At 49.3% G+C, this 23,761-nt stretch carries 22 protein-coding genes; 5 read left to right on the forward strand and 17 right to left on the reverse strand.

The features are described 5' to 3' along the window. Positions 1-17: 17 nt before the first annotated feature. The 14 genes from DP091_RS05000 to DP091_RS05065 all read right to left on the reverse strand — a co-directional run bounded on the left by DP091_RS05000 (position 18) and on the right by DP091_RS05065 (position 13,871). Positions 18-566, reverse strand: a complete 549-nt coding sequence (locus DP091_RS05000; RefSeq protein WP_113057327.1) for a nucleotidyltransferase family protein — start codon at positions 564-566, stop codon at positions 18-20. A 348-nt stretch (positions 567-914) separates the two neighbouring features. Next, positions 915-1,100 (reverse strand): hypothetical protein, encoded by a 186-nt coding sequence (locus DP091_RS05005; RefSeq protein ID WP_113057328.1) that lies wholly within the window; start codon positions 1,098-1,100, stop codon positions 915-917. 247 nt (positions 1,101-1,347) lie between these two features. Further along, positions 1,348-2,259, reverse strand: coding sequence for a ribokinase (rbsK, locus tag DP091_RS05010; RefSeq protein ID WP_113057329.1), 912 nt, complete (start codon positions 2,257-2,259; stop codon positions 1,348-1,350). A 20-nt stretch (positions 2,260-2,279) separates the two neighbouring features. Next, on the reverse strand, positions 2,280-4,400 hold the full coding sequence (locus tag DP091_RS05015) for an ADP-ribosylglycohydrolase family protein (RefSeq protein ID WP_113057330.1): 2,121 nt from the start codon (positions 4,398-4,400) through the stop codon (positions 2,280-2,282). A 62-nt stretch (positions 4,401-4,462) separates the two neighbouring features. After that, the gene (locus tag DP091_RS05020; RefSeq protein ID WP_113057331.1) at positions 4,463-5,617 is read right to left on the reverse strand and encodes an ADP-ribosylglycohydrolase family protein; all 1,155 of its coding nucleotides are present in this window, start codon (positions 5,615-5,617) and stop codon (positions 4,463-4,465) included. A gap of 13 nt (positions 5,618-5,630) precedes the next feature. Further along, the gene (locus DP091_RS05025; RefSeq protein ID WP_113057400.1) at positions 5,631-7,124 is read right to left on the reverse strand and encodes an extracellular solute-binding protein; all 1,494 of its coding nucleotides are present in this window, start codon (positions 7,122-7,124) and stop codon (positions 5,631-5,633) included. Positions 7,125-7,195: 71 nt separating this feature from the next. Further along, positions 7,196-8,068 (reverse strand): carbohydrate ABC transporter permease, encoded by an 873-nt coding sequence (locus DP091_RS05030; protein WP_113057332.1) that lies wholly within the window; start codon positions 8,066-8,068, stop codon positions 7,196-7,198. Between the two features lie 15 nt (positions 8,069-8,083). After that, positions 8,084-8,977: an ABC transporter permease gene (locus DP091_RS05035; RefSeq protein ID WP_113057333.1), complete on the reverse strand. Its 894-nt coding sequence runs from the start codon at positions 8,975-8,977 to the stop codon at positions 8,084-8,086. A 3-nt stretch (positions 8,978-8,980) separates the two neighbouring features. Beyond that, positions 8,981-9,307, reverse strand: a complete 327-nt coding sequence (locus tag DP091_RS05040) for a DUF4387 domain-containing protein (RefSeq protein ID WP_113057334.1) — start codon at positions 9,305-9,307, stop codon at positions 8,981-8,983. A 13-nt stretch (positions 9,308-9,320) separates the two neighbouring features. Beyond that, entirely contained in the window at positions 9,321-10,670 is a 1,350-nt protein-coding gene (locus DP091_RS05045; protein WP_258394407.1) for an acyclic terpene utilization AtuA family protein, read from the reverse strand. A gap of 91 nt (positions 10,671-10,761) precedes the next feature. Next, positions 10,762-11,460, reverse strand: coding sequence for a FadR/GntR family transcriptional regulator (locus DP091_RS05050; RefSeq protein WP_113057336.1), 699 nt, complete (start codon positions 11,458-11,460; stop codon positions 10,762-10,764). 266 nt (positions 11,461-11,726) lie between these two features. Further along, the gene (locus DP091_RS05055; RefSeq protein ID WP_113057337.1) at positions 11,727-12,020 is read right to left on the reverse strand and encodes a hypothetical protein; all 294 of its coding nucleotides are present in this window, start codon (positions 12,018-12,020) and stop codon (positions 11,727-11,729) included. Between the two features lie 48 nt (positions 12,021-12,068). Next, positions 12,069-12,860 carry a lipid II flippase Amj family protein gene (locus DP091_RS05060; RefSeq protein ID WP_113057338.1) on the reverse strand — a complete coding sequence of 264 codons (792 nt, stop codon included), beginning with the start codon at positions 12,858-12,860 and terminating at the stop codon, positions 12,069-12,071. A gap of 102 nt (positions 12,861-12,962) precedes the next feature. Beyond that, the gene (locus DP091_RS05065) at positions 12,963-13,871 is read right to left on the reverse strand and encodes a sugar phosphate isomerase/epimerase (RefSeq protein WP_113057339.1); all 909 of its coding nucleotides are present in this window, start codon (positions 13,869-13,871) and stop codon (positions 12,963-12,965) included. A 488-nt stretch (positions 13,872-14,359) separates the two neighbouring features. Between DP091_RS05065 and DP091_RS05070 the strand changes: the two genes are divergently transcribed. The 3 genes from DP091_RS05070 to DP091_RS05080 are packed head-to-tail and all read left to right on the forward strand — an operon-like array spanning position 14,360 to position 18,212. Beyond that, a complete protein-coding gene (locus DP091_RS05070; RefSeq protein WP_113057340.1) occupies positions 14,360-15,898 on the forward strand; it encodes a spore germination protein in 1,539 nt (512 codons plus the stop codon). A 26-nt stretch (positions 15,899-15,924) separates the two neighbouring features. Further along, positions 15,925-17,016, forward strand: a complete 1,092-nt coding sequence (locus DP091_RS05075; protein ID WP_113057341.1) for a spore germination protein — start codon at positions 15,925-15,927, stop codon at positions 17,014-17,016. Then, on the forward strand, positions 17,013-18,212 hold the full coding sequence (locus DP091_RS05080) for a Ger(x)C family spore germination protein (RefSeq protein WP_181469729.1): 1,200 nt from the start codon (positions 17,013-17,015) through the stop codon (positions 18,210-18,212). Before DP091_RS05075 ends, DP091_RS05080 begins: the two co-directional genes overlap by 4 nt. Here DP091_RS05080 and DP091_RS05085 read toward each other — a convergent pair. From DP091_RS05085 to DP091_RS05095, 3 genes are all read right to left on the reverse strand, one after another. Further along, positions 18,191-18,619, reverse strand: coding sequence for a GNAT family N-acetyltransferase (locus tag DP091_RS05085; RefSeq protein ID WP_113057342.1), 429 nt, complete (start codon positions 18,617-18,619; stop codon positions 18,191-18,193). The two genes, DP091_RS05080 and DP091_RS05085, sit on opposite strands and share 22 nt — an antisense overlap. A gap of 11 nt (positions 18,620-18,630) precedes the next feature. Further along, positions 18,631-19,005, reverse strand: coding sequence for a sensory rhodopsin transducer (locus DP091_RS05090; RefSeq protein WP_113057343.1), 375 nt, complete (start codon positions 19,003-19,005; stop codon positions 18,631-18,633). 101 nt (positions 19,006-19,106) lie between these two features. Further along, positions 19,107-20,204, reverse strand: coding sequence for a rhamnogalacturonan acetylesterase (locus DP091_RS05095; protein ID WP_181469733.1), 1,098 nt, complete (start codon positions 20,202-20,204; stop codon positions 19,107-19,109). A 234-nt stretch (positions 20,205-20,438) separates the two neighbouring features. Between DP091_RS05095 and DP091_RS05100 the strand changes: the two genes are divergently transcribed. Together DP091_RS05100 and DP091_RS05105 are read left to right on the forward strand one after the other, a co-directional pair. Further along, the gene (locus tag DP091_RS05100) at positions 20,439-22,172 is read left to right on the forward strand and encodes a cache domain-containing sensor histidine kinase (RefSeq protein ID WP_113057345.1); all 1,734 of its coding nucleotides are present in this window, start codon (positions 20,439-20,441) and stop codon (positions 22,170-22,172) included. Positions 22,173-22,185: 13 nt separating this feature from the next. Then, entirely contained in the window at positions 22,186-23,733 is a 1,548-nt protein-coding gene (locus DP091_RS05105) for a response regulator (RefSeq protein WP_113057346.1), read from the forward strand. Positions 23,734-23,761 lie beyond the last annotated feature (28 nt).

Consider the following 23,761-nt stretch of genomic DNA (forward strand, 5'->3'; position numbering starts at 1 on the left):
ATATAGGGTATCCTTATCTAATCATCGCTTATCGTTAGCTGCGGCCACTGGTCCTTCCATTGCTTCTTCGCTACCCGTTCCATATAATAGCTCCGCTTATGAAAGTTAGGGCTTCTGCGAACCCGAAGCGCAAATAGATCCTCCAATCCGTAAGGACAGCAAAGCTCAAGCCCTCCTTCGATATTCAGCCTTGCCCCGACCGCGGTCGCCGTCTCCGGCCAACAGGTTAACGCTGCATGGGTCGAGTTATAAGGCTCATCTCCATTCTTCACATGCATTCTGGCCTGATTCTTGACTGACCATTTCGGGTTCGCCGTTGTTGTTCTAAGCAGCTCTTCCAATCGAGTGTCCCGCGCTTCAGACACATCTTCCGGGTCGAAATACACCACATCAATATCCGTATGCCGATCCGTTCCTTCTAACCCATGAAGCAGGTCCCACACATAATTTCGAATGTAGCCAGCAGCAATATAGCATTGCGGCAGTCCTAAGTCGCGAACGCTGCCAAGGTCCGTCATCAATTGCGGATGCTTGCTTATGTATTCCTTTAACCGTTCCTCTAACATCCATCCACCTCCTAACCTGCTGTTATTCCCCGCCTGCTTCTGTATCGTGTAAAAAGCATAGACCGATTCACGAGGAATACGGTCTATGCACGCTCTTTAGTAAAACTATTATATTCCAAATAATCCCTGAACAGCAAGACAGGCAGGGATTATAGGGCGCAGCGGGTGCCACCCGAGCTACATGCCGGATTAGAAACCTGAGCATGCGTTACTAACAGCTGCGACTTGAGCCAGGTTGATTTCGGTATGTTACTGTGAGGGAGCTTTATAAGCCGTATTCGAAGAGTTATGCACATGATGCTCAAGATTATCCCATCGTTCGTGCAAGCAAGGCCGCTGGTGCAACAACTATACAGCCGCGTCCACCCGCTCCTGCGAAGCGCCGTCACAGCGCTTGCACACTTTCAGGGCAGTCCCGTCCGTTTTGGTCCGGGGATACAACAGTTTAGTCCGCGTACTCTTGCACACCGGGCATGTACCGCGGGCGCGAGTTGGTAGGTTCCACAAGGATTTGCCTCTTTTTTGTTTTGCCATGAGCAGATACCCCATTTCATAGATTCATTATCATCACTCTTACATATATGAAAGGGTTCGGCAGAACATGTCGGGCAGCTGCATTTACATCTGACATGACGTCCTTCACAACCCCTGCAGGCTCATCAGATCCGGAATGAATAGCGGATCGCCGTCATTGTACGCCTATAGCGCAAATTCGCAATGCTGGGGGAAAATGACAAAAGCGAGAAGGCATCGAAGACGCACTCTCGCTTTTTGCAATGAATTATTTATTTATAAAATCCATAATCTCTTCCTTGGACGGGATAGAGGCTTGTGCGCCTGGCCGAGTTACCGTCAGTGCAGCCGCTGCAGTTGCAAACTGAAGGGCCTCTTCCGTTTTCAGTCCCTCCGTGCAAGCCGCCGCATAAGCACCGATGAAGGTATCTCCTGCCGCCGTGGTATCCACGGGTGTGACACGAAAAGCCGGAACGGTGAAACGCGCACCTCTGTCATTCCCATAGAAGCAGCCCTGCTCGCCAAGGGTGATGATCACGTTGGAGGTGCCTCTGCCGATAATCGACGCTGCAGCTGCATCGGCTGTAGCAGCGTCCTTCACGTTCAGGCCGCTTACCACTTCCGCTTCGGTCTCGTTCACAATTAATGTATCGATCAGCGGCAGAACGTCATGAGGGACCTCTCGCGCAGGCGCCGGATTCAGCCAGACGCGAACGCCTGCCTTGTTGGCCGATTGGATAACGTAGTGCGTCGTCTGCCACGGAATTTCATTTTGCAGCAGCACAGCATATACACCATCCCATTTCACCTCTGTCGCTACGTCTTCTTCAGTCAACCGCCCATTGGCTCCTTCCGACAGCACAATATAATTCTCGCCTGCCTCGTTAACCGTGATGATCGCCATCCCCGAGGTGCCTGTCTTGGAGAGGACGGAAGTAACGCCAACGCCGCGTTCCTCCAAAGAAGCAACCAGGGTATTCCCAAATGGATCAAGACCAACCGCGCCGACCATGGCACAATCCGCACCTGCCGAGGCTGCCGCCACAGCCTGATTCGCCCCTTTCCCCCCAGGAAAAAAAGATGTGCCCCTGCTATGCATCGTTTCCCCCGGCCGGGGGAATTGCTCTACATTACTCACAACATCCATATTAATGCTGCCAATGACAACCAGCTTGCGCAAAGATAATCCGCTCCTTTCTCTTATACCGGCTTCGGCTCTGATGTACGAACGCGAACATCCTTGATCTCATTCTCGCCGTCATCCAAGCAGCCAAAGCCGAACATGCCATGACCATAGGCGGTTTCCTTGCATTCTAGCACATTCTCACCATTAATATACAAGATGAACCGATCCTTCTCGGACACCAGCTTCAGGCGGTATTCTTGACCCAATGCCCAATCGTACCTTGCCGTAATCAGTCGCTTGATCCCGAAATCCTGTCTGATAAACGATACGGAATTGGAGCCGTCGAACCCGGCCAGATAATGACGCATGACGCCCTGCGCTCTTGTAATCAGACAATGGCTGGTGCCGGATATCGGTTTGATGGTCGCTTCAATCTCCATATCTTCGGCATAGTAATTGCCTGAATAGGACGAGGTATCCCCTACCGAAGTACAATGCAGCGCTCCGTCACGCAGCTCCCATGTTCCTCGATGATGCGAAAATGGCGTGATCGAAGCGAATTCTTTGGCTTGCTTGGCAAAATCGATCGTATAATCCGCAGCTCCCGTAATGCGGAATTGCCCGACGAACAAACTTCCGATGGCACGATTCAATAGCGGCGACGGACTCTCGAGTATCCAACCGATCTCATCAATCATGGCACCTTCCGTATCCGGAATGACGAATTGAACAGCGTTCCACTCTCCGCACATAGGAGTAAACGGAGTCATACGCACGTCCTCCTGCGTATAGGTATTGCGTACATACGGAGTCAAGGTAACCGGTTCGCCTTCCCACTGATCCACATAAATGCAGGCGGATACGGTCTGCCCGCTGTAGGCCAGAGGGGCAAAGGTCGGCTTATATTTCTCATCGTTAAACTCCGCCCGGCGATAGAACGGTTTATAGTAAATCTTGCTGCTGTCCCCTTCCACCAGTCTGTCAAAAACCACTTCAAGCGATCCTCTGCTGTCATAAACATGTTTCGTCGAATGGCGAACGACCGGCGTTTTGAAGGCATGGCTCGTCCGAAAGCCATGCGTAGATCCCGGCAGGTCGAAATCGAAATACACCTCGCCCTGCTTCACCCGACGAGCCAGCTCTTCAGGTGCTTTCTCTCCGTTAAGACGATAGCCAAGCAGCGCAAGCTCTTTGGCGAATGTCGGAAAATCCACCAGATTCAAATAGCCGGACACGCTGGAAGCCACGATGAAGTCATTGATCGGCTTGCGGTAATGATCCGGCATTCCTGACAAGCCGCCGTAAACGCCGAGGATCGTTCCCACGTTGCCTGCGTTGCAATCGGTGTCCCAGCCGCACATCGATGCGATTTCGACCGTACGCGCAAAATCTCCCTCGCCATACAGAAGGGCAAGCACGCACACGCCCGCATTCGGGATAATGTGGCATACGCCCGTATATTTATCGTATCCCCAATGGTCCTCCAAGTACTGGCGGCAAGCGCGGAAATCCGAGGGCTCCTCCAGGTGGAAGTCCATGACGGCGTGGACCACGCGCGCATAGGTGGAATCATCCGGAATCATGCGCAGGCCTTCCGCAATAATCTCATCCATGGACGAAGCATCAAAGGCTTTGGCGATGCAAGCAGCCATGAAGCGGGCACCATAAAGCCCGTTGCCGTCGTGGGAGACGCTGGCCGCTTTTTCCGCGTAATCCGCCGCTTTCTCCGCCTGACCCGGGAACAGCAGGCCCCAGGAATCGATGAAGATCTGGCCGCCGATCTGCTCCGCCATCTCCGTGCCGTTGACCTCGATCGAGCCCGAACGAGGGGCAGGAATGCCTTTGCGCAGATTCACATAGGCGCGGTGCTCGGTGCTGATATCCTCACCGCCCCACCAGAACATGCCGATTCCTTCCCTTGCGTAATTAAGCCATGCTTTGCCCACATCCTCCGGCTCAAGCTCACGGTCTGTCGCATCGTCATACAGCGCGCGGATAAAGAAAACCGGACCGTTGGCGTCATCGTCAGCGGCAAAGGTTGTATACGGCTTCACGTAATCCCGTATATCGCCGTAGACGTCCCGAATGCGTTCATACGTCCAAGCCACCGGTTCGATGGGAGCACCGAGCCTTATGCCAATGTTCATGCCGATGAATCCCGCATATACCGTCTCTACATAATGTTTAGGTATCATTTGCTCTCCCTCCTATTTAATGCATTTTCTCTATCCGTTTGTGGTTCTTATTCTGTAAAAAGCTAACGACTCACTATGGCCTTCCGAGACTCATTGATGCGAATATCCTCCTCAATGATCTTCGAGGCTATGCCGCTGAACCGGTCGGCGATAGCGCACAGGTCCAAGCGGTTCACCTTATTCAGCTGCTTAATATCTTCCTTGAGGATAACCTCGCTGCCATACATGGCGCCCAGGATCACCCCGGCCATGACGCCGATCGAGTCGGTGTCACGGCCGGAGTTAACCCCGTCCAGAATCGAACGATAGTAATCACCGTCATTGAGAACGATAAACGCCAGTGCCATCGGCAGCTCTTCAATTGACCATAGGCGGCTGGGCGTATAATGGTTGCTCGGGATGCCAACCTTGTCGATGCGGCGGCTCACGTCATCGCCCATCGGCGAATATTTAAGCATGATCGCTTGAAACACTTCGATCACTTTGTCCATGTCATCCCGCTCCTGCCGCAGTTCGCGGGCAGCTTGCGTCATCTCTTGAATGGCAGCTTTCGTGCCGTCTTTTGCCAGGCTGATGGCGGTGCGGACGATATCGTCCACACTCACTCCCGGCTCAAACGCCTTCGCCACGCAAGCGGCCAGAACGCCCGCGGCTTCCAGGCCGTAACTGCTCTGGTGACCCATCGCAAACAGGATGGCTTCATCATAAGCCGCCTTTGGATTGCCCGCATTGACGATCCCGATCGGGGCGATGTACATCGCCGCCCCGCAGTTCACCATATTCCCGATGCCGCCTTCTCTCGGATCGCAGTTGGCCAGCACATGGCGCATGAAGATATATTTTTCCGGATAGAACAACCGGTCAATGATCAACGTTTCCTCATTCAGCTCAGGAACAAACGTCTTGCGGAACGCGATCTCCTTCACGAACTCGTTGCCCATATCATAGGCATCCAGATGCCTGCCCTCGGTAAGATACACGTTCATGAGCGCAATGGTCATCAGCGTATCGTCCGTGACAATGCCATCGCCTCTTACACGGCCAAGCCTGACGTCGGGGGGCAGATCCATCTTATGCCATCTTGTCATGAGGGATTCCACGCGTCCGTACTTGGACTTGATCTCCCCGTACGTCAATTTCTCGATTGGAGCTCCCATTGCGTCTCCGAGCGCGGTGGATATCACCACGCCCCTTACCCGGTCACGAAACGTAGTCATAGTGATAGGCTCCTTACTTGATGTTTTCGTTGGCGTATTTCGTTATCTCTGCTCCGCCTGCAGCATTCCAGGCTTCAACGAATTGGTCGAATTGGGACAAGTCCTTCTTGCCTGTAATAAAATCCGTCGAATATTCCTTGTACAGATTGTTCATCGCATCCCAGTTCGCAATGAATTGTTCAGGGATGATGAAATTATTGTCTTCCGTGTAGAAATCGCCAGCCATTTTCAACGATTCGGTTCCAGGCTCACCCAATAGCGGCGTTTTCAAAGGCGTTTCGGATTGGATCTCGGTCGGTTCCCAGAAACGCGCATACCATTCGCTGTAGTATTTCTCGTTCAGCTCAATCTCCCCGTCGACCACCTTGTAATGTTCATCTTCGAAGCCCAGCCGATCCAGCATTTGCCCCTTCGGACTAGCGAGATAATCGAAGACCTTGAACGCTACGTCTTTATGCGGCGACTGCGAAGAGATCGCAAGACCTCTGGATTCCTTCGTAACATCGGTTGCCCCGAAGCCCTGAGCTTCACCCTTGGCGGGAGGCAGCACAATCAGATTAGCGTTATCTCCGCCCAGTTCCTGCATTCTTCCGTCGTACAGATCAATGATTTTGCCGGCTGTGCCCGTAATAACGGCAGCTTCTCCTTTATAGAAGGCATCTTCCTTCGTATCCCATTGCTTCGTAATGAATTGCGGGTCCAGCAGTCCTTCCTTGTAGAGCTTGTTGTAGAACGTCAGCTTTTCTTTTTCCTTCTGAGAAATCTTGGAGTACTCATACGTTCCGTCTTCCTTCTTAAGCCAAGTCGTATCCAAACCGAAAGCCGTATTGAAAATGAAGTTGATCTCAGCGATATCGCCTGCTGCCGTCAGCGCATAACTCGGCTTGCCTTCACCCGGCTTCTTCTCCACCAGTTCCTTGAAGAAGGCATAATAATTGTCGACGGTCGGGTTTTCCATCAAGGCCTTGGAACTCTCCACGGCATTAAACCAATCCGCCCGGATGACCGGCGTTTTCGGTGCAAGCGGTTTGATCCACAGCAGATACGGATAGCTTGCCATCCGCGTTTGGTTATGCGGTTCGATGATATCTTTAATGTAAGTGGATTTTTCAATGTAAGGCGTCAGATCCTCCAGCAGGCCTTGATCGGCAATTTGCTGGTCGCCGCCCTGGAAATAGATGATATCCGGAATGGTTCCGCCTAACAGCAAGAGATTCAGGTTCTCGGCATAACTGCCCTGTGCCAGGTCAACAAGCTCGAATTTCACATTCAATCCTTCGTCTTCGGCCAGGGATTTCTCCAAGGTCTCGAAAAATTTAACCGAAACCGGATTCGCCGTCCCTTCATCCTTATACACGATCTTCAATGTAACGGGATCACCGCTTCCATCCGGCTGGGTAGTCCCGGGTTCGGTTTGGCCCGCTCCCGGCGTGTTTGATTTCGATGTGCATGCCGACATGACCATAACCAGCATGGCAACGATGAGTAAAAGGCTTAATTTTTTCATGTTCATCTTTCTCCCCTTTTTATGAATTTGAACATTCATGCCTTATAAATAAGCTGACTTCGCCTTCCCTCTTAATCCTTCACTCCGCCCTCCAGTTCGCCTTTGGCGTAATATTTCAAAATGAACGGATATAGGAATAACAGCGGCACTATCGCAATCATGATCGTACCCGCCTGCAGGGAAGCAAAATCAAAGTTGATCGAGCTGTCGAACATGTTCTGGTTGCCGATCAGGGACGTATTGTCCTTGCGGACGACGAATTGTCTAAGCACGACCTGCAGCGGCCATTTGGTCGGGTCCGAAATGTAGAGCGTCGCCCGGAAATATTCATTCCAGTGGTACACCCCGTAAAACAAGCCCAAGGTCGCCAGCCCCGGCTTGGACAACGGCAGTATGATTCGGCTGTACAAGCGGAAATGGCCTGCCCCGTCGATTCGGGATGCCTCCAGAATCTCCTCCGGGATGTCCTGAATGAACCGCATGAGAATAAAGAGATAGTACACGTTGACCGCTTTGTACAGAATCAATGATGTTAGCGTATTCATCAGTCCGAGATCCTTCACCAGCAGATACTCGGGAATCATGCCCGGCTCAAACACCATAATGACGATCAGAAAGAACAACACGACCTTTTTACCGATAAATTCGGTTCTGGCCAGCACGTACGCCGCCATGGAGGTCAACAGCAGATTCAGGAAAGTACCCCCTACGGTAATCCATACGGAATTCAGAATACTGCCTGTAATCAAGGGATTGGACAATAACAGTTGGTAATTAATTGTCGAGAATCCCTTCGGAAAGATGTCCAGTCCGCCCATCAGATGGGCTTTGCCGGGATCGGTTAAGGACAGCGCCAGCAGATTCAGGAGAGGAACCAATACCATGAGCGTAAACACAAACAACATGAGATAAATGACGATTTTGGATATTTCCAGCCGTCTCACCCTTAAATCCCTCCTTTACCAGACGCCCTTGCCCGAGAAGCGCTTCGATATGAAATGCGTGCCCAGGATGAGGATGATACCGATCACGCCCTTGAACAGACTCGCTGCAGTTGCGTAAGCAAACTGTCCGTTCCCGATACCGATTCGGTACACATATGTGTCCAGAATATCCACCACACTGATGATGGAATCGTTCATAAAGTTAAACACCTGATCAAAACCAGCATTCATGAAGAAACCCAGATTCAAAATGAAGACGGTTACAACTGTGCTGTATAAATGAGGAAGCGTAATGAACCTCATCTGCTGCAGCCGGGTCGCCCCGTCCATCTTGGCTGCTTCATACAATCCTGGGCTGATCTTCATGATGGCTGCCAGATAAATGATCGAATCCCAGCCGGCACTTCTCCAGATTTCGGAGAATACAAGCACCCAACGGATATGCTCCTTGCTGGTCATGTAATCCACGGATGGCAGTTGAAAGAAATTCGCTATCAGATTGACTCCGCCTTCGGCAGGGTTCAAGAGACTAATCCAGATTCCGGCAATCACGACCCAGGACAGAAAATGTGGCAGATAGACCACGGATTGCACATATTTGCGGTATTTCGTGCTCCGAACTTCATTAATCAGAAGCGACAGCATGATCGGAATCGGGAACACGAATACGATTTTCATCAAGCTGATGATGATGGTATTCTGCAATACGCTTGTGAAGGCGGGCGAGCTGAACAGCGTTTTGAAGTGCTTCCACCCGACCCATTCATGATCCCCGAGAATCCGGTAATCCTGGAAGGCGAGTTTCATGCCGTACAGCGGAATGATGTGAAAGATAAAAAAGTAGAGCAGAGGCAGCGACAGCATCGCGTACAGTACCCAATCCTGCCTCAATCGCCTTAACACCTTCATGGCTTACCCCTCCTCGAAATGTTTGATGGATAGTTTCATGAGGGGAGCATGCTGCTGGGCACCGTATACGTCGCGGTCGCCGACACTGCCCGACGATATGTCCCGCGACATCGTGATTTTGAAACCCAGCGCCTGGTCGAAAAACACCAAATGATGAATCTGCTCCTCCCGTATCTGATACAGCTCGCATATCGTCCGTTTCGTAATGATGCCGGACTGTTTCACTCTGTCATACTGCTCCTTGGAATCAAACAACACGTCTAATGTAATTTCGAAGGGGCCCGAGTTTTTGCTTCGCAGTACCTTCGCTAAATCGCCGAGTTCAGTCATGGTTTGATCCTCCTTATCGATGCTCTATACGAAAAGCATTATTTTTTATTTCCATCAGGTGATAGACGGAGAACTCATAAACAGGACCGAACTCGATATCGCTTGGCGCGAATGGAAATGCCAGATTGCCTGCCGTTGATTTCCGGCCTTCATAGCCATAATGCAGGAAGGTAGAGCGCACCGTCGCGCAGATGCTGTTCGCCAATTCCTGCGTCTTGGCCACCACTTCAAACATGACGCCGACCTCATGTCCGGCGAACGACTCAGGCTCCTTGCTTCCGAGAACGCCATTCTTGCCGTAGTTGTAAAATTGGATCCGATAATCCGACTCCGGAATTTCCCGGTAATATTCCCGCGCCTGGTTGCGAACATATTCCTCAACCTCTTCCAGCTTCCCGATCAGGAGCGGATCCCGGATCCCGGCCACCACGAAGGTACGATAAGCGACGCGCCTAGCGCCTTCCAGCTTAATGAAGTATTTCTCCGCTGGAATGAACCGGCTGCCGGTTACGCGAACGATGCCTTTCTCCTCCTCCTCGAAGCGGCAGTTCTCCAAATCGAGCGTAAAGCCGGGACCGTGCAGAATATACGGATGTTCCTTCTCATAAAAGGTATGTGCCGCAACGCTCGTCGGGCTGCATGTCCGGTTCGGGTTAAGCGACTGAACGGTAAACGAATGGTCGCTGATCGTGCCAAGAATGCTGTCTTTGGTGGTTCCCGGTTCCGCGCACAATGCACCGCATTCCAATATTTTGCCCAGATGATAGGATAGCCCCGGGTCCTTGCCGTGATAGATCCCGATCGCCGCGAAAGGCGAAGGATCATACGCCCGGCCGCAGACGATGATGTCCACACCTTGTTGAAGCGCTTCCACAATAGGCTCGTGTCCCATCTGGGCAACGATGCTGTTGGTGGAGTCAATCAACTCACTGGTGAGTGGCGGAATATTCGGACTTAGTGCCTTAATCCGCCCTTCTTCCTTCGCCTGACGGATTTCCTCCCGGGTGAAGTCGGCCCATATGACGGACACCTTGGCCTGAAGCCCCCGCTCATCCAAAATCTCATCAATGATATCCAGCGTCCAGTTCACATGGGTCCGTGCCCCCGAGCCCCCGGCCGAGCCGATGATGATCGGAATTTTCCGAGGCAAACCGTTTGTAAGCATAATGTCCAGATCCTTCTTGACCGCCCGCTTGCTGACGATCGATACGCCGGCGCCCAGCTTGTGCGGTCCCCCATCCGTTGAGCCCGCATCAACGACGATGCCGTGCAGCTTAAACTCCAGCCCGTTCATAAAGGATTGTTCAGGAAAGCCATATCCCAGCATGCCGCAGGGTGATAGAATTCGAATGTCTGTATTCATCTGCAGTCCCTCTCTACCAACATATTCACCCATGACCATTGGATAATTGGATTATCCAATTTGTGCTAAAAGGGGGCGCGTTTCTCCCCTTCTAAACATGAATGTAGTTTTTCTGTATGTTCTCTTTAACCCTTCTGAGATGGTTCAGCAAAGCCAGCTTCGCTTTTACCGGGTCACGTTCCTTAATGGCTTGCAAAATAAGTAAATGTTCTTCGTAGACCTCGCTCTTGCGACCCGGAATCTGAGCGGTTTTGCTCAGTGTCCGCTGCAGCAAATCCATATGCAATTCAATCATATTGACGAGGACAACGTTATGCGTGGCTTTGGCAATCGACAAGTGGAATGCTTGATCCGGCTTCGATCGATCCTCCGCATTCTGATCGATCTCCCCCCAAGTCGCGAAGGCTGCCTCAATCTCGGCGATATCCTCATCGGTTGCGCGCTTTGCCGCCAGCTCCACAATTCCGGTCTCAAACAATTCGCGCGCCTCTAACAACTCAATGATGGTCGCGCGTTCGATATTATCCAGGATGCGGCTGCGATCCTCGGCAACATCCAGTGCCTTGCTCAAGAAACGCCCGCCTCCGGGTCTGGCTTCGATCAGTCCTTCGCGCTCCAGAATGCGGAAAGCTTCCCGCAATGTCCCGCGGCTAATGCCAAACGATTGGGCCAGCTCCCGCTCTGTGGGAAGAACATCGCCCGGGGTCAGATTTCCTTCCAGAATCAAATTCTTGATCTGTTCGATGACATCCTCGTACACCCGATGATATTTAATCTTCTTAATGGTCATATGACTACCCTCTCTATCCCTACTTGCGCAAACGATAATTGGGTGACCCAATTAACCGCATGTTTAGCATAAACGCATCCGAAAAGGCTGTCAAGCATAAAAATAGCGCTTACAAATCCGTTTAATGGCTTATAAGCACCAAATTTACAGGTGTACCGGGTTATTGGGTGATCCAATTATTTCGGCACTGTCCTCTTTCCAGACAAATAACCCTGGCTTGGACAGGCATCCATGACAGGGTTCTATGCTCACTAGAAAATTCAATGTTAGGATTGCGGTCTTCGTTTTGCCAACAACCATCTAACACTTCCATATATGCAGCCTAATACAAAAAAGCCTCCAATTGCAGCCACGGTGAACCATTCGCTATTCCGCTCAAACATTCCAAATACTGCCTGAGCCGGCAGGGATTCCGTCAGTTCATATTGCCTGCTCAGATCCAGATCCCGCACATATCTCTGTGTTAGCACCATGCCTTGCAGTATCATAAAAACAAAATAGCCTATGTATATCGCTGCCGCGAACAGCACGGATTCCATCACTACACGTTTACGCGTCATTACGATTCTCCCTCTCTCCTTCTGGGGTTCAAGCAACAATCACAGTCCTTATATCCACTTCACAATCTCGCTGATCACATAAGCGGCCGGAATGATCACGAGCTGTGCCAGCATGGTCCCAAAAAACCTTGAAACCATCAGCATCGTATATACTTTGCCAAGCTGATCCCTCGCCTCCTCGTTCCGAGTCGCCTTATCGGTAATCAGTCCAAGCTGGGGATCAATAAATATCGTTAAAATAATGGTCGCGATTCCGTTGATTAACCCGGATGCCTGAGATGCTGTGGTGCTGTACTGGGGAATGAGATGAGCTGCGTACAGGGATGACAGGACACCTACGGTGTAAAAAGCGGTGACCACAATATTTAGGATAATAAACCGCTTAGGTACTCCTAAATAACGAAACTGACTCCATTTCAAGTTAGGCTTTCTTATGTAATGCCTTGTGTTCTTAAGCTGTCCAATGGTCACACTGGATACCAGCTTCGGAATCGATCCGGCGACCTCCAGCTTGCTGATGACTCTGCTGAACAGATTAACAAAGGTGGGAAACCATGCGATTGCGACAATCGTTCCGATCGAGGCGGCTAACAGAATCGCCCTGAAATAGGAGAGCACATCAAATGAAGGATCCACCTTTGCATAATCAACAAACTTGGCTGTCAGCGGAGCTTGAACTAAGTTGGACGTTCGGGAAACCAGCACAATAATCCCCGTCAACGATAATGCAACAGCGATTTTGTTTAGCCTCACCCCGGCATATCTTGCGGAGTACGACAAGGTTTCCGCCGTATGAATCACCATCGTTAGCACAAACACAACAATCAAGCTCTCTAGCATAAAGGGTTCCTCCCCACCTGATAGTTCAGGTCAAACACCGTACCTTATATTGTGGTAATTGGGTATGCATGCTCTGACCACTCTTTATATCTATCCGGTTTTCTACCGGATTAGTACGTGCCCACCCTGCTCTTCCAGCAACAAAGCCGTCCGGCTATAAATCTGGTGCAGCTGCTGTCGGGTTATGAGACTGGCTTTATGTTCAAACGTTACATGAAACTGTGAATTCCGGTCTGCAAGATATCGCAAATAGGCGTAGGCATCTCCGTAATTCACATTATGATCATGCTCCGGCAGGACAGGCAGGTGATGCGTGAACTTGTCCTCATCATAAAGTACGTTACTGTAATGGACCAAATATACCCGGGATGCCATCCGATCCAGAAAATGATACGGGTCAAACCCGTGAAAGGCCCTGCGGGTAATATCAAGTCTGGCCGTATCCAGCACAAACCCGATGTCAGGATAATCGTGAAAGCTATCCATAAACACATCCTCGTAATCACCAAAAAAATCATGTTCCAGCACAATGCGCTGCCCGGAGCGGAGCTGCAGCTCACAAAGAAACTCAAATAACGTTTTGGAAATATCCCGGAATTTTGTTTTGCTCATTTGGTTGTAGCTATAACGATGTCCGGAATCGGGTAGTCTCGGATACGGAGTAAAGGGCTCCTGAAAGACCGGATAGAATGGATAATGGAACAGCATATAATCTGCGCCTACACTGGAGGCTAACTGAACTTCAGTCGAGATTTGTTCAAGTGCTTCCTGGAAAATCCCGGTCTCCGGTGCATTAACTAGAGGCAATCGATAACCAGCGTCGCCCAGTATCGGAGCATGCACACCGAAAGCGATCCGCTGGCTGCAGCAAAATTCGCTGACCTGTAATAAGGCCTCCCGATTCGAAAAGCTGCATATTTCCATCCCGCTGATAAACTTGTCTGCAAGATCATCCCATCGATCTTCGGTAAAATAATCCCACATTCCGATCTGTAAGCGCCTCGGATTCATGCCTCCCCCTCCTTTAACTTTCCTGATGGCCATTTCGAAGCATGGATCCATAAAATGGGAGCATGAACGGTACCGCCAAATCCGGTCCCTATGATTCCTACCGACAATATTTTCATCTTATGGAACCTCCTAACGTACGAGCTACCTGCCTGACGTTATTTTAACATTATTTCCCTCTCGCGTATCCAGTGTCTTTAGTCAAGCCAAACTTTCCAATGGCCTCAGTTCCACTCCTGCATAGTCGTCGATGTAATAAGTTTAAACGGTTGTTGCTTAGATAATAATGGCATTATAGAGACTTACGCTTAAATGGCGCTAATGCTGGCTAACAGGGGGATTAACATGTGGAGAATGGTGCTTTCCTACCTTCCGGATTGGAAGGTCTTTATGCAGGGTTTCCTTGCATTTATGGTTCCATATCTTATCTCAAGATTCTTTAAATGGGTTCATAACTCAAAGGAAAACTGACGAAATGGCGGGGTTCAACAATGAAACAACATGACCATCAAAATAACAAAACATTGGATCCTGCTGAAACCTCAATAAACCGTTTTTCGGGGAACTTCGCCTTGGATCTTGAACTGGTGAGAACAGAGATCGGCCATAACTCGGATGTGCACTTTAGAGAGTTTTACATTGGAGGCACAGGCATTGGTGCTGCCCTCATTTTCGTAGATGGACTATCGGATAAAGAACTCATCGACCAACACATAATGAAATCGCTGATGGTGAACTTCTCCGAAAAAAATAATCAGACTCCATCTCTTGTTCCAGGTGTCTTCCTTAAAGAGTTTATTAAAAATCAAATTCTTACCATAAGTGAAGTAACAGAGGTACTTCATGTTAATGACATGGTCTCCAAGATATTGACAGGTTCGACTGCACTGTTGGTGGATGGAATGCAGCATGTGCTCATTCTCGGTACGACCAAAGGGAAATCGCGCAGTATTGAAGAACCGACTTCAGAACCATTGGTAAGAGGTCCACGGGTAGGTTTCACAGAGTCGTTACGTGATAATACCGCACTTTTACGGCAGCATGGCGACAACAACAACTTATCCATCATGAAGTTTCAAGTAGGGCAAAGTTCGAAAAAAGAACTTGTCATCGCCTATATCAAAGATATGGCTGATCCTGCTTTGGTGGAAGAAGTCCAGAAAAGAATCCAAAAAATAAATATAGATGATGTACCGGAATCAGGCTATGTAGAACAGCTGATCGAGGATAATTACCTCAGTCCTTTTACCCAAGTACAGAATACGGAGCGTCCCGACCGCGTTTACAGTGCCTTGATGGAAGGACGAGTAGCGATCTTGTTAGATGGGACGCCTTTCGCTTTGATCGTTCCGATTTCATTTAGTATGATGCTGCACTCACCAGAGGACTATTATGATCGTTGGTTTCCTACCTTTCTCATCCGCCTGTTGCGTTATTTTGCGGCTTTTATATCGCTTTTTGGTCCCTCCTTGTATATTTCGTTCGTATCGTTTCACCAGGGATTGATCCCAACCAAACTGGCCTTGTCTATTATGGGCACGAGGGAAGGCGTACCGTTTCCCGCACTAATCGAAGCACTGATCATGGAAGTAGCGATCGAGATTTTGCGGGAAGGCGGGCTGCGTTTACCTAAACCCATTGGTCCGGCCATGGGCATCGTCGGTGGTTTGGTCATAGGAGAGGCTGCTGTACAAGCGGGGATTGTGAGTCCAATTATGGTGATCGTGGTGGCTTTAACCGCCATTTCTTCCTTTGCCATCCCTCAATACAGCGCTGGAATTACGTTTCGTATGCTCCGTTTTATAGCCATGTTTTTCGCTGCAGTGTTTGGATTATACGGGGTCGTTCTGTTTTTCCTTTTCCTTTGCAGCCATTTAGTAAGGTTGGAGAGTTTTGGTGTTCCCTTTGTCACCCCGATCGTTCCATATCGAGTAAGTGATTGGAAAGACTTTATGATTCGTATGCCACTTGTGAAGATGAAACGCCGTCGGAAGGCGATACACAGGAAAGACTCCATCCGTAAGGGATAGCTTTCTATGAAAGGAAATCAACCAACATGATAGGAAGTTCAAAGGAACAAATTACGAATTCGCAAGCAGCGGTGATCCTCGTCAACTATATTCTTGCTGCCGGGATTCTAACCCTCCCGCGAACATCTGTGGAGAAAGTGAAAACACCGGATGTATGGATCACCGTGATTTTGGGCGGGATGATCGCAATGATCGTAGGGTTGATCATCGTGAAATTAAATCAGCGATTTCCCGGAAAAACCTTTTATCAATACAACCAGGAAATTGTAGGAAAATGGATGGGCGGGTTCTTCAGTTTAATTGTAATCGGCTATTTTTTTACCATTTCTGCCTATGAAGTCAGAACAATGGCAGAAGTAACCGGCCTTTTTTTGCTGGAAGGCACCCCGACCTGGGCCATCATTCTGCCTTTCATGTGGATCGGTCTCTATCTGATCATAGGCGGAATAAACACGCTCGCCCGTCTGTTTGAAATCATATTCCCTATTACGATCATCATCTTTTTACTGGTTGCCTTCTTGAGCTTAGGCATATTTGAGATCGATAATCTCCGTCCCGTATTAGGATTGGGAATTGGCCCCATGCTAAAAGGAATAAAAACAACCGTTCTTGCATTTTTAGGTTCTGAAATTATGCTGCTCCTTGTAGCGTTTATGCAGCAGCCGGAAAAAGCCGTAAAAGTAGTTCTAATCGGTGTTTCCATCCCTTTACTCTTTTACGTCATCACCGTTGTCATGGTCATCGGTGCCCTATCGATCGATGGAGTGGTCACGAGTACATGGCCTGCACTTGAGCTTATGCGAAGTTTTGAAATCCCCGGATTGATCTTTGAACGATTTGAATCTCTGCTGCTTGTGATATGGATTATGCAAATATTCACCACATTCACCATTACCTACTATGCAGCTGCTTTAGGGATGGCGCAGCTGTTCAAAAAGAAGATTCATCCATTTATTTATGGCTTGATTCCGGTTATTTACATCATTGCCATGGTTCCAAAAAATATCAATGACCTCTTTAAACTCGGGGATATCATTGGCAATGTCGCGTTAATATTATTTGCTGTGCTGCCATTAATCTTACTAATCGTATCGAGACTGAGAGGTGGAAAAGCTTGAAGCACATCACGATACGGATCCTCTTGAGTGCGCTGTTGGTTATTATGTTTCTCCCTCTTACAGGATGTTGGAGCAAGAAAGAGATTGAAGATTTAGGCCTCATTGTAGGCACTTCAATGGATTTGGAAAAACAAGGGGAGTCTCCGGAAGAGTCAGCAGGAGAAGCAGGCGAACCCCCTCGCCGAGATCGAATTACGATAACCAATCAATTTGTCACCGCAGAGACGACAGGAAAAGAAACAAAAACCGGTTCCTCACAACAAAAAGCCTATAACAACGTTTCTGAAACAGGAGAAGCGATCCTGCCGACCTTACGCAATATGGTATTAAGAATCGAAAAGCGCGCATTTGCTGAGCATTCAAAAGTGATTATCATTGGCGAGGATCTTGCACGTACCTTGGATCTGCAAAAGATCCTGGATTTTTTTATTCGGGAACAGGAGATGAGGCCAAGCGGTCTTCTTCTCATCGCTCAGAACCGTGCGAGCAAAACGCTAGAGTCGAAAAAGCCGATGGATATTCCAGCATTTCAACTCGTTGAAATGACACACGGTCACGGAAGAACCACCATGATTTTGCCTCCGACTACACTAACCAAGATAGAGGGGAAGCTGCATTCAGGGGCCAGCTTTCTTTTGCAAAATGTCGTTTCGACGAACGGAGAGATAAAATTCGCCGGAGCTGCTGTCATTGGAGGGAACACTAAAAAACTGCGCGGTTTTTTGAATGAAAAGGAAATTGAGGGTATAACGTGGATATCGGGAAAGGGCAAAGGCGGTTTGGTTAAAAGCGTTGATAAAAAGACTGGCCAGCCAATTATTTACGAGGTGTTGTCCATGAAAAGCAAAATTAAACCTCATGTTAATGGGGACAACATCTCGTTTGTTATAAAAATCGAGTCTGAAGGAAGAATTGCTGAGCATTGGGTGGATTCGGAGAAATCCATTGAAACTGAATTTTTGAAAAGAGTGGAAAAAGCCGTAGAAGCAGAGGTGGAGCGTTTAATTGAGAACGTACTCAATAAACTTCAACATGAATACAAAACGGACGTTGCCGGCTTCGGAAACCAATTGAGAATAAAGTATCCTCGTATATGGGAAACAGCCAAAAAAGATTGGGATCAAACATTTAGTGAGGTTCCGATTAAGTCTGAGATAAAAATAACGATCAAAGATTACGGAACGTCCGATGAATGAGTTCGCTTTATATCCTTCTTCATCCCAATGGTAAATCGCTGAAAACCCAGCTTCTCATAATACGGTTCCAGCCCTTCTTCACACATCAGTTGCGGGAAGACCCGGGACTTCTCGCAATGTTCAACCAATCGATGGAGGATCTGTCGGCCTATCCCCTTGGACTGATAATCCGGATGTACGCCTAATCCGCAAATAACGCCGGTGATCACCCCATCGGAAATCAACCGCCCCATGCCCACCAGTGTTTGTCCTTCATATGCATAGATGGCATGCCAGCTCTGCAAACACATGGTTTTCAATTCGGTGACGGATAGACGAATAGAGTTCCAGCCAAGCGAAGCATACAATGCTTCCAGTTGACGAAAATCCTCAGGCGGCTCTGAGGTATATATTACATCCTGTACCATTCAATCACCCCTTAGGATCGGGTTACCGGATACGCCATGACACTCATCAAGGCATTCTCGGGCTGAGTCGAATCGAGACGGCTGTATTGAACAAATACGGGTGCACTGCTCGTAACTTCCATGGCATAAGGAATACCTGGAGGAATACCGTGCCCGCCGTCCGTTTGAAGCGTGTTCGTTCGTATATGTTTGGTTCTTCTAGCTGGCACAATGGTTTCCATTCCCAACAACGGATCACGATCCTCAAAGTAAGCATGTATCGTAACCACAACGTCCTGCTCGGATAAGTTCAAGACACAGACGGATTCATGACTGGTTAGCTCTCCGCTGCTTACAGGAGGAATATACCCATCCGGGATGATCCATTGTTTTTCACCTTTTGACATGTGTTTCACTCCTCACAACTCATAATTTAAGGAAATTGAATAGATACTAGATTCGCGATCAACGCAGAAATTTCCTTTAATCCGCGTTCCGACCCATCATGCTAGCGGAGAAACAGAGACAATGGCTGAAGTCCAAGCTCCTTCAAACCGCCAACCACCATATCGGCCAATCGGGCCGCACCGCGCTCTTGAAAATGAGTGTTATCCATGACGCCCTGCGGAAACCGAAGAAATTCCCCCGGCCTTCCCCACATAAACACGGATTTGGTCCCTTCCGGACCCAGCTGGTTAAAATACTCGAAACTCAGCGCCGCCAAATCGACCAAGGCAATATACTCCTCCTTCGCCAATTCGCGCACCGCCGTGATATAATCGCCATGCGTGTCCTCCAATAGCCCCTCACTATCAAAATAGCGACGATGAACGGGCGTTACCAGGATCGGCGTCGCCTGTTTCTCCCGGCAAACATCCACGTATTTCTTTAAAAATTCCTTGTATGTCGAAAAAGGCTCCGTATACCTCTCCTCATCCCGCTTTTGGTCGTTATGGCCAAACTGAATCAGCATATAATCATGAGGCTTCATCTTCTCACGCATCTGCTCCAATAATCCCTCCGTAATAAAACTTTTGGAGCTTCGACCGGAACGAGCATAATTGCTCACAGCCGCATCCGCTTTAATATAAGCGGGCAGCATCTGCCCCCACCCGGCATAGGGATAACCGTCCGCAGGCTGGTTCGTTACCGTTGAATCCCCTGCCAAAAACAAGTTGCAAGCATGTGGCGCAGGTACGACTTCCAGTGCATTAATCCGGGGAGCCCGGCCCGAGAAGTTCAGAATGATTCTCCCTTGGACAGCCGGCACCGTAATACTTAATCGCTCAAAGTGACCTGCCGGTATACGTTTCCCGTCCAGCAGCATCTGCCCTTCCGTTCCTCGAATCGAGGTTTCGGTATCAAACCAGGCATCGCCGATCAGCAGATGCAGGGTGTACAGGCCATCGATCACATCGACCTGAAACGCAGCATCCAGTGGGATAACAAAATCTCCCGTTAAGGCCTCTTCCCCTGCCCGATTCAAAGCGGAGACGTTGGATAAGGAATGGAATCCGTAGCCAAGGTCAGGATTATATAAGGTTTCAGCGTTTATTTTGATATGCTCTTGGACCGGCGCTCCCGTTCCAAAATCAAACTTATACATACATTGCAACGTATTTCACCTCTCCCGGTCGAATATCATCTAAATCCATTATGAATTGCGAGCCTCCGAACATAAATTCAAATAACCGTTATCCTTGTTCAAATAACCGACTACATAAGCAAAGCCTCTTTCATTATTCCAGGTACTGGAATAACAGCGCTTGTATTGACAGCGTTTACAGCCCGGTACATAATGTGTACACAATATTTGGGACCAGCGCAAGGAGACGTTGCCGTGCAAAAATGGATAACGATTTATAAAAATATGAAAATCAAAAATAAGCTTTCCCTTCTTATCAGCTTAATTGTTGCAATGGCATTCACGTTCGCCGTCATCGTCCAGCAGTATGCCTTCTCCATCTACGACGAGCAGCTGTACCTCAAATCTTCCCAGGTCCTTCACCTGTCTTCATCCGCGATTGAGGCAGAGCTCGAGCGGATCGAACAGTTATCTTTTAGAATCATTACCGATACCCAGATCCAGAATATATTGCGTTCCATCGCTGGAAGCGAATCCGACTATGACAGGCTCATCCTCCGGCAGCATTTGGTGGACCGCCTCTTAAATTACGTAGGCTCCGAGCCCATGCTCTACTCCATTCATCTTATCGATTCTTATGATCATCAGCAGGACGTCGGCAGCGTTGTCCCGATTGATCCTGCCAAGAAGGAGCTGATTCTTCAGCTTGCCGGGGACGCGGATGGGGAAGAGCGCTGGATATACCCGGACGAAACGGATTCTGCCCTTCTACTTTCCCGGGAAATAAGATCCTATTCCGGGACTTTGTTCGATCTTAACTATTTAGGTACCATCATCATTCGCATCAATATGGACAAAATCGTCCGGAAGCCCCCTGGAGGGGAGAGCGATCTGGTCGTAACTTCAGGTACCGATGTCATATATCCCGCAACGCCTCACTTCGATCCGGTCGTCATTCAATCCTCCCTGTCGTCCGGAAACGGGTACCTGACCCGGGAAATCGATGGCCATACCTACTTTATCGCACATAATCGATCTGGCAACACGGGCTGGACGTATATGAATGTTACACCCTTTAACCAAACCTTCAAGCAAATCATATTCATTAAAGAGCTTGTCATCATCGTATTTACCGTTATTTTCGCGGTTGCGATTCTGCTCGGTATCCGGTTCAGCCGGGGTCTGACACGTCCTATCGAAAGTCTCATCACCCGGATGAAGCTCGCGGAAAAAGGAAACTTTGCGGAAGCCAACGTGCTCCCGCAGGACGCCGCCCCTGTCGCCATGAACGAGCTGGGCCTGCTGCATCGCACATTCCGACTCATGATCGAAAGAATCAATGCCCTCATTACCGAGAATTATTCAACCCGGCTGTTGATCAAAGAAACCGAGTTCAAAGCGCTGCAAGCACAAATCAACCCCCACTTTTTGTATAACACGCTGGAATCCGTGAACTGGCTGGCGAAGATGAACAAGCAAACCCAAATCTCGGACATGGTGCAGGCGTTAGCCTTCCTTCTCCGTAACTCCGTCAGTCTGAAGGAGCCTATTCTGACACTGGGCGAAGAACTGGAGATTGTCCGGAACTACGTCATCATACAGAAGTTCCGTTTTGAAGACCGACTAGAGTTTACGCTGGATGTTAAGGAGCAGGATCTGCATCGCAAAATCCCCAAGCTGTCTCTCCAGCCTCTGCTCGAAAATGCAATTCATTATGCGCTGGAGCCATCGGTTGACCCTTGCCGAATATCGTTGTTCTGCAAGGAGACGCCTTCCGCGTTCTGCGTCATCGTGGAGGATGACGGTCCCGGCATGGCGTCTGACACCTTAACGCGATTGCGAAATGGCGACTTGGCCACCAGCGGCAACGGGATCGGGCTGATAAATATCGATGAACGAGTCAAGCTGGCTTTTGGCGACCAATACGGTTTATCCATCGACAGCGGATCGGGTCTTGGGACCCGTGTAATTCTGTATTTACCCAAATAACGGAGGGATTCGGATGTACAAAGTTCTGCTCGTGGACGATGAACGGATTATTCTGGATGGCATATCTCAGATGGTGGACTGGCAATCATACCGAACCGAGCTGGCGGGTACGGCCCAGAACGGAATTCAAGCGTATGAAAAAATCGTCAAGGAGAGCCCGGATATCGTCGTTTGCGACATTCGCATGCCCGGGCTCGACGGTCTGGAGCTTGTTGCCAAGACCCACGCCTCCCATCCTCATATCAAATTCGTATTGCTGTCCGGCTTTGGCGAATTCGAGTATGCCAACCGCGCCATGCAATACGGCGTGAAGCATTATCTGCTGAAACCGACCGACGAGGTCAAGATCGGAGGTGCGCTGAAAGAGGTCATCGACGAGTTGACCCAGAACCGGAACAAGGAATCGTTTGTCCAGGAGATGAAAGACCGGCTCCGAAAGGTCCTGCCTCATGTCAAAGAACAGGTGCTTAAGGAGTTTGTCACCAATAAAACCTATGGACGACATGACTTGGAGGAGTATCGCAGCCTTTTCCAATATGATTTTGAACAGCCCGTCCGGCTGCTATTGTTCCAGCTGGAGGGCACCGTCGAATACGAGCATCAGTTTGCCGTGAAGAACATTGCGGAGGACCTGTTGGACACAACGCTGCTAAGTACGACGATCGGACAGCATGTACTGGTGCTAATCGAGAACCAACATGATCAGCAGCGGCTCCATGAGCAGCTGCAGCATATCCGGTGTACTTTTAAACAGTATTACAAGATGGACGTCACGATCGCGATCAGCGATCCCGGACCGGTTACCCTGGCGCGGAAGCTGTACCGGGATACGCTGCAGTGCTTAAACTACCGTTTCTATCTGGATGAGAGCGGGATGATCACGACGGAAGACACGCTGCATGCCGGCGGCCTGGAAGGAACGTTCGTCCTGGACGAGGAACGACTGTGCATGCCGGTCCGATCCGGCCACCGCCACGAAGCGGAGCTTGCCTTGGCCGAATTTGTTCAGGAGCTGAAGCATGCGCAGCTTAGCATCGACATGACCAAATCCTATGTCATTCAGCAATATGTATCCCTCATCCGTCTAACCGACCCGGATCAGATGCAAGAACGCTATGCACGGATTCCGGAAATCGTCGAGATGAATACGCTTCAGTCCATCCAATCTTTCTTGGAGAAAACGGTACGGGAAATCACGCTGCGAAACTTCGAGCAGAACAAAGTCAAATATAATGCCATCGTCCGCAAGGTGGTTGAGATTATCGAGGAGCAGCTGGGGAACTCGGAGCTTACCCTCAATCTGGTGGCAAACGACATGCTGTATATGAACGCCGACTATCTCGGCAAGCTGTTCAAGAAGGAGACCGGCGAGAAGTTCTCCAATTACGTGATGAAGCTTCGGATGAAGCGCGCAACCGAAATGATGGCAAGCGATCCCGATATCAAAATTTTTGAAATGGCGGAACGGCTCGGTTTCGGCGATAATCCTCAATATTTTAGCCAAGTGTTCAAGAAACAGATTGGCTGTACACCCTCTGAATACATGAAAAAGAGTGATTAACTTGTACGTACATCTCTGCTTTTTAAAC

Source organism: Paenibacillus sp. MDMC362 (genome assembly GCF_003269305.1).
Lineage (GTDB): Bacteria > Bacillota > Bacilli > Paenibacillales > Paenibacillaceae > Paenibacillus_AQ.